This window comes from Acinetobacter sp. HY1485 (assembly GCF_027568475.1).
Taxonomy (GTDB): Bacteria; Pseudomonadota; Gammaproteobacteria; order Pseudomonadales; family Moraxellaceae; genus Acinetobacter.
On record NZ_JANKZG010000003.1, the window covers coordinates 103,848 to 119,663 of the forward strand.

Sequence of the window (15,816 nt, forward strand, 5' to 3'; positions counted from 1 at the left end):
AAAACGGAGCATTTAAGCCCCGTTTCGATTTTTATTTCATTTCTGCAAAGGTTTCTTTCGCCATTTCAATAGTAAAGGCAATATCTTCGTCTGTATGTGCAGAAGAAATAAAGCCTGCCTCAAATGCAGATGGTGCTAAATTAACACCACGTTTTAACATACCATGGAAAAACTTTTTAAATGCTTCTACATCACATTTTAAAATATCATCAAAACTTTGAATCTGAGTTTGCTCGGTAAAGTACAAACCAAACATACCGCCAATTTGCTCGGTATGCATTGCAATACCCGCTTCGTCAGCTGCTTGCTTTAAACCTTTAAGTAAAATATCCAACTTATCACTTAAATTTTGATAAAAGTTTGGCTCACGCAGATGCTCAAACATTTTAATGCCTGCACGCATTGCAAGTGGGTTTCCTGCCAATGTACCCGCTTGATACACACCACCTAACGGTGCGATACATTCCATAATTTCACGTTTACCACCAAACGCACCCACAGGTAGACCTGCGCCAATAATTTTACCCAATGTGGTTAAATCAGGGATCACGTTGTAATGTGCTTGTGCCCCACCCAATGCCACACGAAAACCTGTCATCACTTCATCAATAATAAAAACAGATTTGTATTCATCACATACATCACGAATGGCTTCTAAAAAACCTGCAATTGGTTTTACCAAATTCATATTGCCTGCAACAGGTTCTACAATTACGCCTGCAATGTCTTGACCGTACTTAGCAAAACACTCTTTTAATGCATCAATATCATTATAAGGAAGCGTAATAGTATGTTTTGCAAAATCGGCAGGTACACCTTTAGACGTTGGTTCGCCAAGGGTAAGTAAGCCCGACCCTGCTTTTACCAATAGTGAATCTGAATGCCCATGGTAACAGCCTTCAAATTTTACAATCTTGTCACGCCCTGTATAACCACGTGCCAAACGAATTGCAGACATCGTTGCTTCTGTGCCTGAATTGGTCATACGTACCATTTCAATCGAAGGTACAATTTCACAAATAATATCGGCAAGAGTGGTTTCGTGAACTGTTGGCGCACCAAAACTTAACCCATCTTCTGCTGCTGTTTGTACGGCTTTTACAATATCAGGATGTGCATGCCCTAAAATCATCGGTCCCCAAGAACCGATGTAGTCTACATAACGCTTACCATCGACATCCCACAAATAAGCGCCTTGTGCTTTTTCAATAAATACAGGTGTACCACCCACACCATTAAACGCACGTACAGGTGAATTTACGCCACCAGGAATATGCTTATTTGCTTGCTTAAAAAGTTGTTGCTGTTTTGCTGAAAGCGTCATATCACACCTTATTAAATAAATTTGCCCATGCGTTTACACGAGCAGGAATATCTTGTAAATCTCGTCCTAAAATATCACTGATCACTGCGCATAAATCAGCACCTGCCTCAATCACAGGTAGTGCATTTTCAACCGTAAGTCCACCAATTGCACAGATCGGCACATTTATGCTTTTTTTGGCTTGTGCGAGTGTTTGCAAACCAATATTGCCTGCCTCAGGTTTAGTGGATGTGGCATAAATTGCACCAAACGCCACATAAGTTGCACCTTCCAAAATTGCTTGTTGTGCAAGCTCTAGGCTGTTCTCACAAGTACGTCCAATAATATGCCCTTGCTTTAATTGTGCAACAGCATCTGTAATTGCACCGTCACCTTGCCCAAGATGAACGCCTAAATCAAATTGCTGTGCTAAGGCAAGATCATCATTAATGACCAATGGCACATTGTAACGGTTACATATTTTTTTGATTTGTTCCACTTCGTTGGGTTGATCTTTGTTTAATATTTTTTTACGGCGGTACTGTAAAATTTGAACTTGCTCAGTTGCTAAAGCAACCTGTAGTTTTTGAAGTAGTAGCGGTAATGGATCATCATTTGTAATTAAGTAAAGTCCACGCATAACGCTTAAAGTGCCTAAAACCTTAAGTGTACGGTTTTGTGAGACATAAAAAAAGCCGAGAACTTGTCTCGGCTTCAAAAAAGTTTGCTTAGAAACGGTAGCCAAAGCCAACGTAAGTTACAATTGGGTTAATTTCAATTTTTGTTTTAGCCGTTGCAACAGTGGTTTGGGCACGGTTTGAGTACACATCTAAACTTGCTTCTGTATTTAAATGTGTATAGCTCACAGACGCAGTTGTAAACCAATTTGGTGTAATATTGTAATCTGCACCAACAAATGCAACAGGTGCAATTGAATCTTTAATGGTTACATTACGAATATCAATGCCTTTTTGAGCAACATCATTTGCAACAGTTCCATCTAATTTAAAATCAGAAAAATGTGCATACATCATTCCTGCACCTACATATGGGCGGAATTTATTGGTTACAGCACTAAAGTGATATTTAGCCGCAATCACAGGGCTATACACTTTTACAGTGCCAATTTTATCAAATTGATCAAGATTTAAAGCACCACCTAATAATTTACCTTCACCATCTACATTAATTTTTGGTGGCACGCCTAAAATTAAGCCCAAACTTACATTGTCATTGACCAAATAATCAAATTTAAATTCTGCTGTATCTGCATCATCCAATTCAATGCCTGCTTGTGAATTAAAGCCAGATGCCATTAAGGGTGTTCGACTGTTTGTTTGGACACCTTCTTTTGTACCTTGAGGCATTATGTGTGCCCAACCTGCTGAAACAGAAACGTTCTTTCCATCACTTGTTTCGGCAAAAGATGCAAAGCTTAATGATAATAATGCGGCAGGTACAATTGCCTTAACAAGTTGTTTCATGTACTTCAAAACCTTAAAAAAGAGAAAGGTGGGCAACATTTAACCCATAAATTGGATTGAATTTTAGAATATTTACTTTAATTTTCAATCTTTATTTTAAGAAAATATGAAGGGTTTTATAAAAAAATTTTCAAAATTAAAGTTTTAGCTCTATTTTTATAAATCCCGACTGTACAAAATAAAAGCAAAACTGTTTTTTTTATTTTATAAAATAGCAATTTTATTGCCGTATACAGATCATGCAAGAAATTGAAATTAAATTACAAATCCCTGTCCAGTTTAAACAGCGCCTCATTAATGATATTCAGCAGCAGATAGCTAAAAATATTCATTTGCATGCCAAATACTTTGATACCACACAATCTGAACTGGCTCAGCGTCATATGGCTATTCGTATGCGTAAAGAAAATGATATTTGGATGCAAACCTTTAAAGCCGCCGATAGTCATATGCAACGCTACGAACTTGATTTACCACGGGGTAATAATGCCACATTAGATTTAAGCCTTTATCAACATTATCCTAATGTTCTCGCACGCTTAAAAGATATTGACTTAACAACGTTAAATTTAGAATTTGAAACGATTATTGACCGCACAATACTCGATTTAACGTTTAATGACAGTCAAATTGAATTTTGTTTAGATCAAGGGTGCATTAAAACTCAAAAACAACAACAAGCGATTTGTGAAGTTGAATTTGAGCTCAAACAAGGACAAGTGCAAGACCTCATCAGTGTGGTGAAGCAGTGGGTTAAAAAATATCATTTATGGATTGATGTCCGAAGTAAAGCTGAGCGTGGACATCTTTTATCTCAACAAAAAACCGTGAGCCCTGCACGCACTAACACGCAAGATGCGTTACAGGCACTCCTCACATTTACCTCTGCCATAGCAGGACAGGTTGCAGAACAAGCACATCTAAAACATGCAAAAGATGCTGCTTGTATATTGCATGCTAAACACCCAATAGCACTGTTAAACACATTTATTCAAATAGACCAACCCATTGAATTAGTACAGTCTCCTGAATTTAATTTGATGCTTTTAGATTTGCTAGGGCATCATTAACGGTATTTACCAAATATTTTCCAAACCCCATTATCTGCAAGTGGATCGCTGTAACTGTCACTACGTTGTTTACGAGGTTTATCACGCGCATCCACAAGCTTAAAGTGAGGCTCCACGCCTAATACAATACCATTGACATAAAAACGTGTACGCGTATATTCACTTTGTCCATGTTGAAATACATAAGTACGTAAATCGATAAATTTACGATGTGCCACCAGAGCTGCCGTATCATCACTTTCAAGCCATTCACGCATCGCCTGCGTTTCAGCTAAATCATAATGTCCACATTTTTCAACTAAAGACGCCACACCACGAAACGTTTTAGATTCTTTGGCAAGCGTTTTATTAATCCGAATACGATCTACATTAAAAAAGAACAAAGGTAAATTTAAATGACTAGGCAGATGAAATGCGTCTATAAGTTCATCTTGCATAAATGGTTGGCACAGCTCTTGTGCACGTTCTATAAGCGGTTGCCATTGCTTATAGTAATGCTGTACGTCTGCCTGAGCACCGTAGTAAATAGGTAATCCCTCCACAAATGCTAATTCTTGTGGTGGAAAAATTTGTTGGCGAAGCAACTGAATCTCTTGTTTGAGGTTCTGAATTTCAATGGCATCTTTGGTCATAGCAACACCCTAAACTTAGGCTACAAAGCATACGAAAACAGTTCAGTTTACACAATCCTTAATTTATAATAAAAACTTTAGTATGTAGATGAGAAAGGACAATGACTCAAAAAATTCAAGCCACGGATGTGACCGAAGAAGAAGCATTAAATGCGCTATTTTTTGAGCAAGCAGATGAATTTATTAAACTTGCAAATGAATTTTGTCGTAAAGACAAACGTGAGCAAGTGAGTGCATCCATGTTGTTTGCAACTACACGTTTTAATACATGGGTGGCTGCCAATAATTTTAAAGACGGCGAAGAAATGCGTACGGCCAAAGAACAAGTGATGCAATACTTGATGCAACAATTTCAAATGATGTTAGAGGATCATTTTGATGAATATTGTGACCAATTTGATACCTATCTACGCTTTCGTAAAAACGAGCAGCACGAGCATTAAAACTGCTCAATAATAGCATTAAGTACTGCTCGTACAGCACTATTTTTTGCTAAGCCCTGATGATACGCCAACCAAACTTCATAATTTAGTTGGCGTTTTTGATGAGGCAATATCTGAACTAATTGTGCTTGTTGGGCATAAAAAGAAGGCACCTCACCAATTGCTAACCCTTCTTTAACCATATTTATCAATGAAGCTGTTGTATTCACTTCAATATTTGCTTGCTCAATTAAACTCGATGCTTGGATAATACCTGCTTTGTACTTTACCCAATAATGTATCCCATCCTTCGGCATGCCATACTTTTGAATATATGCCTTAGATGCATATAAACCTACTTCCCATGTAGCTAATTTTTTAACCACATAGTTTTGTTGAGTTGGACGCACTGTACGCAACACAATATCTGCTTCGCCTGAATTTAAATCAGCAAGCGATGTCGTCACATCTAACCGAATATTAATATAATCATGGCTTACTCTAAGTTGTTTAATTGCATTTAATACGCCGTAATGTGCCAAAGCATCCGTTGTACTAATAGTCACAGTTTCTATTTTGGGCAAACTTTGGTGATTAAATTGTGTTGCCAAACTTTGCATTTGCTTTGCAATATCGATGAGCTGTACTGCATCAGGTGTGGGTGTTAACCCCTCTACCGAACGGATAAATAATTTTTTCCCGAGCCGTTGTTCTAAACGATCTAAACGGCGCCCCACGGTAGACTGATTTATATTAAGTAGACGTGCCGTATTCGTCAGTGTCTTTTGTTCATAAGCATATAAAAATAGGGCTAACTCATTCCAATTATGCATTTTTGCATCTTTAATATGTAAATTTATGCATTTTTACCACACTTTAAGACCACTAAACTGCACTTTTTAATGGAGTGATGGTTATGGGTCGTATCGTTTTATGTATTGTTTTAATCAGTAGTTTTGGGCTTTTAGCCTCAGATATTTATCTACCCGCTTTAGATCTTATTAGTACAGACTTTCATGTTTCACATACTAATATTACCTTAACAATTTCTGCTTATCTAATTGCTTTAGCCGTTGCACAGCTTTTTTATGCACCTTTTATTACACACTTTGGCAGTAAAACGACTTTGCTTTTTGGCATAAGTCTCTATTTTTTAAGTGCTATTAGCTGTGCTTATAGTTCTACATTGATATGTTTTTTAGGATTCCGTATTTTACAAGGCATAGGTGCAGCATCAGGGCTGGTTATTGGGCGTGTTTTAATTTCTCAGTATTTTTCTGCACAACAAATACCACATATTTATGCCATCGTTTATCCTTGTGTGGCACTTTCGCCTGCATTAGCACCTTTAATAGGCAGTTATCTCACACATTATTTTGGGTGGCACAGTAATTTTATTTTTATTGCATGTTTTGCTTTATTTAGTTTTATTTTATGTAGACGTTATTTGCCACAGTATTACTTACCTAAAACCAATATTTGGCAGAGTTATTTTACGGTACTACGTGAGCCTAAATTTATTAAAAATACACTGGTCGTTTGTTGTATCTATCAAGCATGGTTTATCTACCTAACCCAATCTGCTTTTATTTTTAAAGATTTTCATCTAGGCGAGCAAACGATTGGTTTTTTATATATTCCATTAAGTATTGGCATCATTTTGGCAAATATCTGTACCAAAAAAGCCCTAAAACAATATTCTCCACAACACATTATTAAAATAGGTCTACTGTGTTTTTTGCTCGGTGGTATGTGCTTTTATTTTCTGCCTGTTTCTGTTGTTAGCTTAATTAGCTCTATGTTTTTCGTAAGTTTAGCCAATGGTTCAAGTTTATCTTTAGCTGTTGCAGAAGCAAATTTACCGCATCATTCTGCAACAGCATCCAGTTTAATTGGCTTTTTACAAATTAGCAGTGCAGGCATATGTAGTTATACCATCAGCGCATGTTTTGGGCACAGTTATACTGTACTTGCCATTAGCATTTTAGTACTTGCCTGCTTAAGTTTGTTTATTTACCAAATTGGTCGGCACTTACCTCTACGTACTCGTTAAGATGAATATACTGACGAATCACACGATTAACTTCATCTACTGTTAAGTTTTTAAATTGCTCAACACGTTGATTTTCATCATTAAAGTTACGGTTCATCTTTAACTGCCAATTAAGTTGACTATGTACACCTCGCGGGTCTTCAATACGTGTAAGGCTTTTACGCAAGAAGCTAGATTTATAGGCAGCTAATTCTTGCTCAGTAACACCATTGGTAATCATATCTTTTAATACAGAATGTATCACTTGTGAGACTTGTTGTGCTTTACCTGGGGTATAGTTTGCCTGAATATTCAGGCTTCCTACTTCAGAATCAGGCTCAAATTCTACTGCACTATTAAAACCATATACCAGCTGATTTTTTTCACGCAGTGCTTGTCCTAAACGTGAAGAAAGTTGCGAACCACCTAAAATAAAATTAAAGGCTTTTAAGGCAGGTGCATCTGTTGCAAGCCCACCTAAAGGTAAGCTAAATGAACCCTGATAGCTTCCAAATTCACGCTTCTCGGCAAATGCATGGGTATATTTGGCTTGTTGTTGACGGTACTGCTCTTGTACAGGTGCGTATGGTATATACCCATGAGGTAAATTAAACTGTTCTAGTAGTTTTTTTGCGTCAAATTGTCCCGTTACAGCTACTTCAGTTTGATCAAAATTAAAAAATTCTTTGTAGGCTTGTATTACATCTGCCCGTTGAACTTTGCCTATTGTCGCCTTTACAAGTTCAGGTTCAAAATGGTAACGAATATCATCAGGCTGATATTGCTCTAGCTGACGATCAAGCGTAAGTGCTGACACAGTACTTGGCTCTGTAAATGCCTGTTGTAAACTTGCCAAAGTTTGTTGTTTGGCTAGATTAAATTCTTTTTCATCAAAATTTGGATGTTTAATTACATCCATTGCATAAACAAAAAACTGATCAAAATCTTCCTGATTAGCACGCATAGATAACGTAATTGTATTACCCTCAAGCGATGTGTTTACATCTGCCCCCATTTCAATCGCTTTATCTTGAATTTGTTCTAACGTTTGTGTCATAGAACCGCGAAATAATAAATAAGTCATTAACTTTAGGATTTCAGCTTTATTTTTTAGCGCATCTACATTGGCAAAATGTAATGTAATTTTAGCGTAGGTTTTTTGGTCAGGCGTAGTTGTCTTATAAAATGCATATTTCACGCCATGCTGTGTGCCACGTTGTACTTGTGTTTGCAGCTGTTTAGATTTTTCAATACTTTGATTAAACGTATCTGTAATCTCTGTTTGATACGCCTCCACACTTTTCAACTTAGTAGGTTGGGTATCTATAATTGTTTGAGTTTTTACATGTGCTTTTTGCGCTTTTTTTTGTGAGTTAGGTGTTGGTAGAATCTCACCTGTTAAACGATTTTGCTTGTTAATAAACTCATTTAACGTTTGGTTTAACTGATCAGGCGTTAATGCATCAATTGCTTGTTGATCTGTAAAATAACTTTCCCAATGTCCACGTGTATTAATTAAATAATCACTTAAGACAGCGTTCAATGCTACTTCATTATTTAACGTATTCTTTGTTTCATTTTTGAAAAGTGTTTTAGCACGCTTTATATCCGTTTCATTAAAATGATTAGATTGTTCTATCGTTTGTGTAAGGTCTTTATTGATCTGCTGACCATTTTTTCCTTTTTCATACACTGCACCTACAAACAATGAATTAATATGTGGATTAACCCATACTGATGATTGCGCACCAATAGCTTTGCCTGTTTGTACTAAATTTTTATAGACCAATCCTGTTGGTTCAAGATCATAAAGATATGGCGTAAGTGCTAAAGCAGGTTGTAATGCAACATTATAGTTTTGAATATACATATTTAGCGTAATAAAGTAGCTTCCCTTTTGCACACTAAACTGCTTTTTATTTGCTTTAAAACTTCCTACTGTACTTTGTGCAGGTAACGTTTTTGCAGAAATCGTTTTGAAATTCTGCTCTATCGTATTTAATGTTTTTACCTTATCAAATTTACCTGTAACTACAACAGTGGCATTGTTTGGGGCATACCATCTTTGATAAAAGTCTTTAAGTTCATTTAAACGAATCGATCTTAATTCTGCTAAATCCCCAATTGGTAAACGCCCTAAATCTTGATTGCCATATGCAGACTTAAATGCATTATTCATCAATACAGAAAATGGCTGATCTAAGCTTACCTCACGTTCACGGCGTACAATTTCAATTTCAGAAGGAACAAACTTATCTTGTATCACGAGCTTATTCATACGTTGTGCTTCAAGATAAATTATTTCATCAATAGCATGCTGATCAGGACGCATGACATTCATATATTGTGTTGCATCGTAATTTGTCATGGCATTGTGCATGAGTGTGTATTGATCTAAACGGCGTTGAAACTCACTTTCTGTAACATCTTGCGTTCCTTTAAATGCCAAATGCTCTAATAAATGTGCCAATCCCCCTTTACCTTTAGGGTCATTCAATGCCCCTGTGAAGTAAATTGTGTTTATCATTACTTTATGCGCATTTTCGTTAGGTGCAAGCACCACATGCAATCCATTATCTAAGATGTATTCTTCAATTTTATTTTGTTGCTTAACAAGTGTTGCAGCACTGACATGCACAGCAAATATACATAAAGGTAAAATAAGTAAACGACGCATTAGACTTCCTGTTCTGTTGTATTTGTTTCTTGAGGATACATTCTTATTCTAAGCTCCTTCCCATTTTTTAAAATGAGAAAAAGCTCATAATGGTAATACTCAGCTAAAAAGATTTCATCTAACTTGATATGACGTTGGTTGAGTTCTGTATCTAAACGTTCTTTTGAGATATTGGCTTCTTTAAGATGATTGTCAAACACATTGCCATTGTGAACAAAGATTTCTGAAGGTGGGATTGGTGTATCTTTAATAGCAGTTAATTGTCCATCAGGCTCAACCTCTGCATAAAACACTTCATTGAACGAGTGATAACCCAAAGCATGCAGTTGAGACAAAATACGTAACATATCTATTTTACGTTTATTTTGCTCAATTTCATCAAGTAAGAATTTTCCACGCCGAATAATAGGAATAGGTTTACCAATCGCAATTGCGCGGAATTTCATTATTTTTTGAGATAAAAAATTCAGCACCAGCATAAATGCTACACTGGTGAGTAACAATAAAATAAACTGGATCATCGGCAGTGCATCGTTATAAATCGAACCGCCGACCACTGCACCAAAAATAAAGTTACCAATAAAATCAATGGCTGTAAATTGAGTGAGCTGTGTTTTACCAATAAAGCTCATATACGAAATTAAAACTGTAAATGAAATCGTCAGTTTTAACATTAAGATAAGATAAAATTCGGGAGTCATAATACTAATATTGTCGTTTTTAGAACAATATCTTAACGTTAAGGGCTATGTTTATACAAACCACTTTTTTGCACTTTATCCCACATATACCACCCATAACCTGCCATCACTACAAACGCAGCATACAATACAGCTGTAAGGTAAAGGGATTTATAGCTAAACATGCCTACATAAACAATATCTACTACCACCCACAAAATCCATGTTGCAATATGTTTTTGGCTCGTCCAATACGTTGCAAGTAAACTTAACGCTGCTAATTGTGCATCTAACAACGGCAGTGCTGCTGGAGTAAAGGTTTTTAACCCCCACCCAAAAACCACACCTGCAACAATTGCCATCACTATTTGTATAATGGCTTTTTTAGCACCTAAAGGCTGAATAATAATATCGTGGTTAATTTGCTTAGTTTTAAGCCACACATAAAAACCATAAATACCTAAAACAACAAAACAACCCTGCAAGATAGTTTCGCCATAAAGTTGATAAGTAAAAAATAAATAGCCATATAGAATATAGGCAAAAAAATTAAACAACCAACTCCACATATTTCGAAACACGGTCAGTGCTACACCAATAACACTGACCAAACATGCAATAATTTCTAACGGCGACATACCCACCCTGCCAAACGATTACTCATGTAAATTGCCAACGTATCTACATATCGGCTGTACACATCAGCAACCAAAAAAATAGAAGCTAAGAATAGTATGACTGCTCCACCCACAGCAAGATCATAGTTTAATCCCCAACGGCTTAATAAATTAAATGCTGGAATGCAAACCAAATAAATCATCATCATATGAAGTAGGTAAATTGAAAATGAAAGCTTACCCAAATAAACAAGTGGCTTACGGTCAAGTTTTTGGCTTAAAATTGGGTTAAGTAAAACACTATACACAATCAAGATACCTGCCAAAAAATTACAGTATTCGTAAGTACGCCAATTAAGTAAATGATATGCCCACCGATAAGCATGGCTACCATTATGAACACCTGCCAAATAGACGCCAATCACAAGTATAATAGAGGCAAACCATAAGGGTAATTTGCGTCCATAAATATATAGATAGCAACCCACAACAAAACTGAACATCCCTAAAATAAAGCTTTCGCCTAATTTCCATGCCAAAAATGGTAAGCAAAGTGAACCAATAAAAAATAATACATGGTTAAAATGCCGTAATAAAAGAAGTACAAACAATAAAATTGAGCCAAAAAGCTCTAATTGCATTGTCCATAACACCCAATTACTGCCACTTTCTGCAAATAAAAATGCACCAACACTCCCTTCGTAAATGGCTTGCTTAAACGTGATGGTTTGTGTGGCATAACCTTGAAGCCACCCATTTACCGCATCACTATTAACCGATATTTGGCTCAGTGCCAACCACGCAAGAACGCAAGATAAAAATGCAGGAATAGCTAAACGTGGATAACGTTTTAATGTCATTTCAGCAATTTTTTTAGGTACATTGTCATGTTTCAAAATGGCATAACTTAGAACATATCCACTTAAAACAAAAAAAACAAATACGGCAGCTGTACCTGAATACCAAAAAGCAAACGGCGAATGGTGAATAAAATAATCCCAAGAACCGTGGGGACGGTCTTGGGGTGTAAAATGATGAAGATACGGATAAAAACTTAAACTTAAGTGCGAAAAAACCACTGCTAAACAAGCTAAGCCACGTATACTTTCAGCGGCATTAAACTTATTCGACACGAATAATTTTTCCTTGATCGTTATGGTAAACCGTTGTCACCTTTTGCGCTCTACCTTGTACAATTTCTTGCTCAGGTAACACAAAATGCCGTGCGTAATCTAAAGTCTCTTTTTGTCGTGTTGCTTTTACAGTATGGGCAGGGATAAGTTTGCACCATAAGCACAACACACCTGCACATAATAACAATGACATCATATCTAGTTGTAAACCTGCCCAAAATGCATTGAGTAATTTATGCGATTCATAAGGTTTACTATCAAAAATAAAAGTTAGGAGCACCACCATTGGGCGCCACAACAAAAACCAACATCCCCAAAGAACAGCCGTAGATGTGGTTGACATATAGCGTCTGTGCCAAGGTAACTGTTCACGTAAATCGATAATTAATGATTGTGTACTCATACGTCACCTACTATTTAGAACGAACGCCACGATCGGGACTCACCCAACGTGCGCGTTTTCCATCGCGTCTTGCTAGCACTTTTGGAAAAGCAATTATGCTGGCGGTTACGGTAATTAACCAAAAAACAAATGGATACCAGATCATCCAATAATAGTTTTTAAATAATTTGGGTTCGTAACGGCTATCCATCCACTTACTAATCACAAATTGGAATAAGCAGGTTGCACCCAATAAAATACCAATCCCTTCTGGTAGAAATGGCGAGTTCATTACAGGGAGTATTTGGTTAGGTAACAGCGTATCAATTAACCAAATACACGCCAAAATTAGCATTAAATAAGACCAAACTAATGTTAAACAGAGTTCAATCATGAGCGGCCATAAAAAATTCAAGCTTGGTCTAAAAAATACATCAAAGTTTTTAACTAAAACTTGTGCACCACCCATCGCCCAACGTAAACGCTGTTTATATAAACCTGTAAACGTTTCGGGCATTAAAATCCAAACCAACGCATTAGGTTCAAACTCAACATCCCAACCTGCGCGCTGTAGTTTCCATGTAATATCAATATCTTCCGTTAGCATATCAGGCGACCAATACCCCACCTCATGCACTGCTGTTTTACGAAATGCGGTCACAACGCCTGATACGGTAAATAAACGCCCAAATACGCGTTGTGCACGTTTAATCATCCCCACAATGGATGAAAACTCGCCCACTTGAATACGTCCAAGTAAAGTAGAACGAGTCCGAATGCGTGGGTTACCTGTCACTGCTGCTATACTTGGATTGGCTAAAAAATGACGCATCATCCACATCGCCGCATGTGGATCTAACAACGCATCACCATCAATACCAATTAAATATTCTGCGTCTGTGAGTAAGCTACCTGCTTGTAGTGCCATCGCTTTACCTTGGTTTTGTGCCAAATGCACTACACGCAGTTTTTCATATTTAATCGCAAGCTCATCTAACACTTGTGCGGTGTTATCAGAGCTTCCGTCATTAATGGCAATTACTTCAAAATCAGGATAATCCAATTTAAGCGCATGACTTAAAGTTTCTTCTGCATTGTCGCCTTCATTAAAACAAGGCACCAAGACTGCTACTTTAGGATATTCACTCAACGCTTTTGGCTGTGTATATGGCGGGTCTTTACGCTCTTTAAGATGAAAAATCATCGCGCCAATCATCCATAAATACGACATAAACAATGGATAATAAAAGACAAACTCTAATGCAGATTGCCAAAAACGCTGTAATGCTGACATGCTGTCAAACTCCTAAGGCACAATGCGATCAGATTGTGTTGCAAATGCATCATGCATTGTTTTGGTATCTGGTAACCCTTTAATCGGATCATCAGGATAATAACCAACATGAATAACGCCTTGTTTATACAACGAATGGATTGTGTCAGATAATTCTTGAGAAGATAGAGGTTGACTATCACGTCTCCAATCGACTGCTTGCAGTTCCATCACTGTTTTATGTAAACCATTTGGCTGTGCTTTTACACGGTTTACAATATCTTGATAAAACTTCGCTTTGTCTTTTACTTGTTCCATATACGGCATTGCCATAATGGCAGTAAAATCATAGCGTTTGATCGACTGTTCTAACGACTGAGAATACCAATTTTCTGCATACGGCTGTAATGCCACTTGTGCATACAAGTTGCGTGCAGTTAATAAGTACGGTTGATATTGACGAACCTCACCTGCCAATTGTAACGCAAAGTTATCAATATATTGCGTTTTAAATGACGTCCATTTCGCTAAACTATTGTCATCTTGGCGGACTTTTTCTAAATCTGTCGATAATCCTGCCGCTTTATATGCTTTCATGGCTTCAGGGCTAGCATCTTCGTAATCAGATAAGGTAGTGTCATCATGGAATAAAATGCCATCAAATGTTGCTGATTTACCTAAATCTTGGTAAATCCCTTCAATCACTTTACGTGCATCTGCCGAAAATGGTGACAAACGGATATAGCCCATATTTAAATGGTCTTGCCCTTTCGGTTGCTGCGTTACCACTAACTGCTTAGATACAGGGTTAGATTTTGGTAGCTCCCATGCAAGTAATGGCATCCACGCATAAATACGGTTAACTTGTGTGCGAGATGCAATTTGCCATGCCACACGGTTAAACAAGTCTTGGCGCATTGGAATAAAGCGGTTTGGGAAATACACCATATCCGCAGAACCATTAGCATCAGGGTCTGAAAATGCTTGTAAATAAACCGCATTCACACCCATTTTTTGGATACGATCTAACAACTCACCTAAGTTTTTCTCTTCTTGCTCAGGGTCTTTATCGTAAATATAGTCTAAGTCCACATGCATAATTTTTTGTGGACGATAATTATCACCTAAATCTTTTTCGCGATTTTCAATCTCTGTACTTAGATCATTTAGCGTCATATCGTGTTCAACTAAAATACGATTAACTGCCGATAGTGACTTTTTAAGGTAAACAGGACCATCATCAAGACTCACTGTGATTGGCATACCTAACGATTTTGCAATACGGATGGTTTCCATATTATAACGTCCGTACGGCCATACCATTACACGTGGTGCAGGAATACCATGTGCCTTAATAACATCACTATTCTTTTTTAGATCATCATAAATACGTTTGTTGTACGCACCATCACCCTCATAATGCTTGGTTTTTGGGTCGTACATACGTGTTGTTGCCGCAGGTTCAGAGTTATCTTGTGGGTTACCTGTGATACCTTTATGTAAATCATAACTGTGGCTTGCTACTTCAACGAAACCACTATCACTCATTTCTTTGAGTTGTTGCCATGTCAAAATTTTAGTGCGATCAATTTTTTCATCACCAAAATGTACAGGCTGATTTGCTTTGGTCTCTACCCAAGACCCTACAACAGCAAGAACTACAGGAATTTTATTCTGTTTTACAAATGGATAAATATTTGAATAAAACGATTCGTATCCATCATCTACCGTCAATAGAACAGGTTTTGGTGGTAGTACCGCTTTACCTTCATGCGCTTTTAATAATTGACTTACCGATACAAAGTTAAAGCCATTTTTTTGTAAAAAGCGAACTTGCGATTCAAAATTTTCTGTTTTGACCGCATATTGGGGAATTAACGCATTTTGATCAGTGACTTCATGATAACCAATCACAGTAAGCGTAGTAGGATTAATTTTGGGTTTTTTAGCTGCATATGCAGGCGAACCCATTACAGCAACACTGACACAAGTTGCAAGGAATGAACCTAAAAAGCGATTAAAAAGCATATTGTTTCCAATGTATATCTTTCAACAAACTAACGCCGTTATGCAGCCTAAGACTTCGTTAGTGATTTATCGTGTATTGTTGA

At 37.1% G+C, this 15,816-nt stretch carries 15 protein-coding genes; 3 read left to right on the plus strand and 12 right to left on the minus strand.

The window, feature by feature from the left end:
* Window positions 1-31: 31 nt before the first annotated feature.
* The 3 genes from hemL to PCI70_RS04275 form a co-directional block, all read right to left on the minus strand.
* Entirely contained in the window at window positions 32-1,324 is a 1,293-nt protein-coding gene (gene hemL / locus PCI70_RS04265) for a glutamate-1-semialdehyde 2,1-aminomutase (RefSeq protein WP_269914121.1), read from the minus strand.
* A gap of 1 nt (window position 1,325) precedes the next feature.
* Window positions 1,326-1,943, minus strand: a complete 618-nt coding sequence (gene thiE, locus PCI70_RS04270; protein ID WP_269914122.1) for a thiamine phosphate synthase — start codon at window positions 1,941-1,943, stop codon at window positions 1,326-1,328.
* Window positions 1,944-2,031: 88 nt separating this feature from the next.
* Window positions 2,032-2,787: an OmpW/AlkL family protein gene (locus PCI70_RS04275; protein ID WP_269914123.1), complete on the minus strand. Its 756-nt coding sequence runs from the start codon at window positions 2,785-2,787 to the stop codon at window positions 2,032-2,034.
* A 239-nt stretch (window positions 2,788-3,026) separates the two neighbouring features.
* On the opposite strand from PCI70_RS04275, the gene PCI70_RS04280 reads away from it, so the two are divergent.
* Entirely contained in the window at window positions 3,027-3,857 is an 831-nt protein-coding gene (locus tag PCI70_RS04280) for a CYTH domain-containing protein (protein WP_269914124.1), read from the plus strand.
* Here PCI70_RS04280 and PCI70_RS04285 read toward each other — a convergent pair.
* Window positions 3,854-4,489: a hypothetical protein gene (locus PCI70_RS04285; protein WP_269914125.1), complete on the minus strand. Its 636-nt coding sequence runs from the start codon at window positions 4,487-4,489 to the stop codon at window positions 3,854-3,856. The two genes, PCI70_RS04280 and PCI70_RS04285, sit on opposite strands and share 4 nt — an antisense overlap.
* 101 nt (window positions 4,490-4,590) lie before the next feature.
* Here PCI70_RS04285 and PCI70_RS04290 point away from each other — a divergent pair, with 101 nt between their 5' ends.
* Window positions 4,591-4,932, plus strand: coding sequence for a DUF3144 domain-containing protein (locus PCI70_RS04290; protein WP_269914126.1), 342 nt, complete (start codon window positions 4,591-4,593; stop codon window positions 4,930-4,932).
* Here the strand turns inward: PCI70_RS04290 and PCI70_RS04295 are convergent.
* A complete protein-coding gene (locus PCI70_RS04295; protein ID WP_269914127.1) occupies window positions 4,929-5,744 on the minus strand; it encodes a LysR family transcriptional regulator in 816 nt (271 codons plus the stop codon). The genes PCI70_RS04290 and PCI70_RS04295 overlap by 4 nt on opposite strands.
* Window positions 5,745-5,827: 83 nt before the next feature.
* Here PCI70_RS04295 and PCI70_RS04300 point away from each other — a divergent pair, with 83 nt between their 5' ends.
* Window positions 5,828-6,964: a multidrug effflux MFS transporter gene (locus PCI70_RS04300; protein WP_269914128.1), complete on the plus strand. Its 1,137-nt coding sequence runs from the start codon at window positions 5,828-5,830 to the stop codon at window positions 6,962-6,964.
* Here PCI70_RS04300 and PCI70_RS04305 read toward each other — a convergent pair.
* Genes PCI70_RS04305 through pgaB form a run of 7 tightly spaced genes read right to left on the minus strand, consistent with a single transcriptional unit; the run spans window position 6,921 to window position 15,676 of the window.
* Window positions 6,921-9,620 carry a M16 family metallopeptidase gene (locus tag PCI70_RS04305; protein WP_269914129.1) on the minus strand — a complete coding sequence of 900 codons (2,700 nt, stop codon included), beginning with the start codon at window positions 9,618-9,620 and terminating at the stop codon, window positions 6,921-6,923. The two genes, PCI70_RS04300 and PCI70_RS04305, sit on opposite strands and share 44 nt — an antisense overlap.
* The gene (locus PCI70_RS04310; protein WP_269914130.1) at window positions 9,620-10,321 is read right to left on the minus strand and encodes a DUF421 domain-containing protein; all 702 of its coding nucleotides are present in this window, start codon (window positions 10,319-10,321) and stop codon (window positions 9,620-9,622) included. Before PCI70_RS04310 ends, PCI70_RS04305 begins: the two co-directional genes overlap by 1 nt.
* Before the next feature lie 38 nt (window positions 10,322-10,359).
* Complete coding sequence (pnuC, locus tag PCI70_RS04315; RefSeq protein WP_269914131.1) at window positions 10,360-10,938, minus strand: nicotinamide riboside transporter PnuC; 579 nt, start codon at window positions 10,936-10,938, stop codon at window positions 10,360-10,362.
* Window positions 10,926-12,050, minus strand: coding sequence for an acyltransferase family protein (locus PCI70_RS04320; RefSeq protein WP_269914132.1), 1,125 nt, complete (start codon window positions 12,048-12,050; stop codon window positions 10,926-10,928). Before PCI70_RS04320 ends, pnuC begins: the two co-directional genes overlap by 13 nt.
* Window positions 12,040-12,453 (minus strand): poly-beta-1,6-N-acetyl-D-glucosamine biosynthesis protein PgaD, encoded by a 414-nt coding sequence (gene pgaD, locus PCI70_RS04325; RefSeq protein WP_269914133.1) that lies wholly within the window; start codon window positions 12,451-12,453, stop codon window positions 12,040-12,042. The genes PCI70_RS04320 and pgaD overlap by 11 nt, the downstream gene beginning before the upstream one ends.
* Before the next feature lie 10 nt (window positions 12,454-12,463).
* Window positions 12,464-13,726 (minus strand): poly-beta-1,6-N-acetyl-D-glucosamine synthase, encoded by a 1,263-nt coding sequence (gene pgaC / locus PCI70_RS04330; protein ID WP_269914134.1) that lies wholly within the window; start codon window positions 13,724-13,726, stop codon window positions 12,464-12,466.
* A gap of 12 nt (window positions 13,727-13,738) precedes the next feature.
* A complete protein-coding gene (pgaB, locus tag PCI70_RS04335; RefSeq protein ID WP_269914295.1) occupies window positions 13,739-15,676 on the minus strand; it encodes a poly-beta-1,6-N-acetyl-D-glucosamine N-deacetylase PgaB in 1,938 nt (645 codons plus the stop codon).
* Window positions 15,677-15,816 lie beyond the last annotated feature (140 nt).

Excerpts from the sequence above, each read along its gene's own strand:
- pnuC (WP_269914131.1), bottom strand. The coding sequence starts at position 10,938 with ATGTCGCCGTTAGAAATTATTGCATGTTTGGTCAGTGTTATTGGTGTA.
- PCI70_RS04310 (WP_269914130.1), bottom strand. The coding sequence starts at position 10,321 with ATGACTCCCGAATTTTATCTTATCTTAATGTTAAAACTGACGATTTCA.
- PCI70_RS04285 (WP_269914125.1), bottom strand. The coding sequence starts at position 4,489 with ATGACCAAAGATGCCATTGAAATTCAGAACCTCAAACAAGAGATTCAG.
- PCI70_RS04290 (WP_269914126.1), top strand. The coding sequence starts at position 4,591 with ATGACTCAAAAAATTCAAGCCACGGATGTGACCGAAGAAGAAGCATTA.
- PCI70_RS04300 (WP_269914128.1), top strand. The coding sequence starts at position 5,828 with ATGGGTCGTATCGTTTTATGTATTGTTTTAATCAGTAGTTTTGGGCTT.
- PCI70_RS04295 (WP_269914127.1), bottom strand. The coding sequence starts at position 5,744 with ATGCATAATTGGAATGAGTTAGCCCTATTTTTATATGCTTATGAACAA.
- pgaB (WP_269914295.1), bottom strand. The coding sequence starts at position 15,676 with ATGGGTTCGCCTGCATATGCAGCTAAAAAACCCAAAATTAATCCTACT.
- PCI70_RS04305 (WP_269914129.1), bottom strand. The coding sequence starts at position 9,620 with ATGCGTCGTTTACTTATTTTACCTTTATGTATATTTGCTGTGCATGTC.
- PCI70_RS04280 (WP_269914124.1), top strand. The coding sequence starts at position 3,027 with ATGCAAGAAATTGAAATTAAATTACAAATCCCTGTCCAGTTTAAACAG.
- pgaC (WP_269914134.1), bottom strand. The coding sequence starts at position 13,726 with ATGTCAGCATTACAGCGTTTTTGGCAATCTGCATTAGAGTTTGTCTTT.
- hemL (WP_269914121.1), bottom strand. The coding sequence starts at position 1,324 with ATGACGCTTTCAGCAAAACAGCAACAACTTTTTAAGCAAGCAAATAAG.
- thiE (WP_269914122.1), bottom strand. The coding sequence starts at position 1,943 with ATGCGTGGACTTTACTTAATTACAAATGATGATCCATTACCGCTACTA.
- pgaD (WP_269914133.1), bottom strand. The coding sequence starts at position 12,453 with ATGAGTACACAATCATTAATTATCGATTTACGTGAACAGTTACCTTGG.
- PCI70_RS04275 (WP_269914123.1), bottom strand. The coding sequence starts at position 2,787 with ATGAAACAACTTGTTAAGGCAATTGTACCTGCCGCATTATTATCATTA.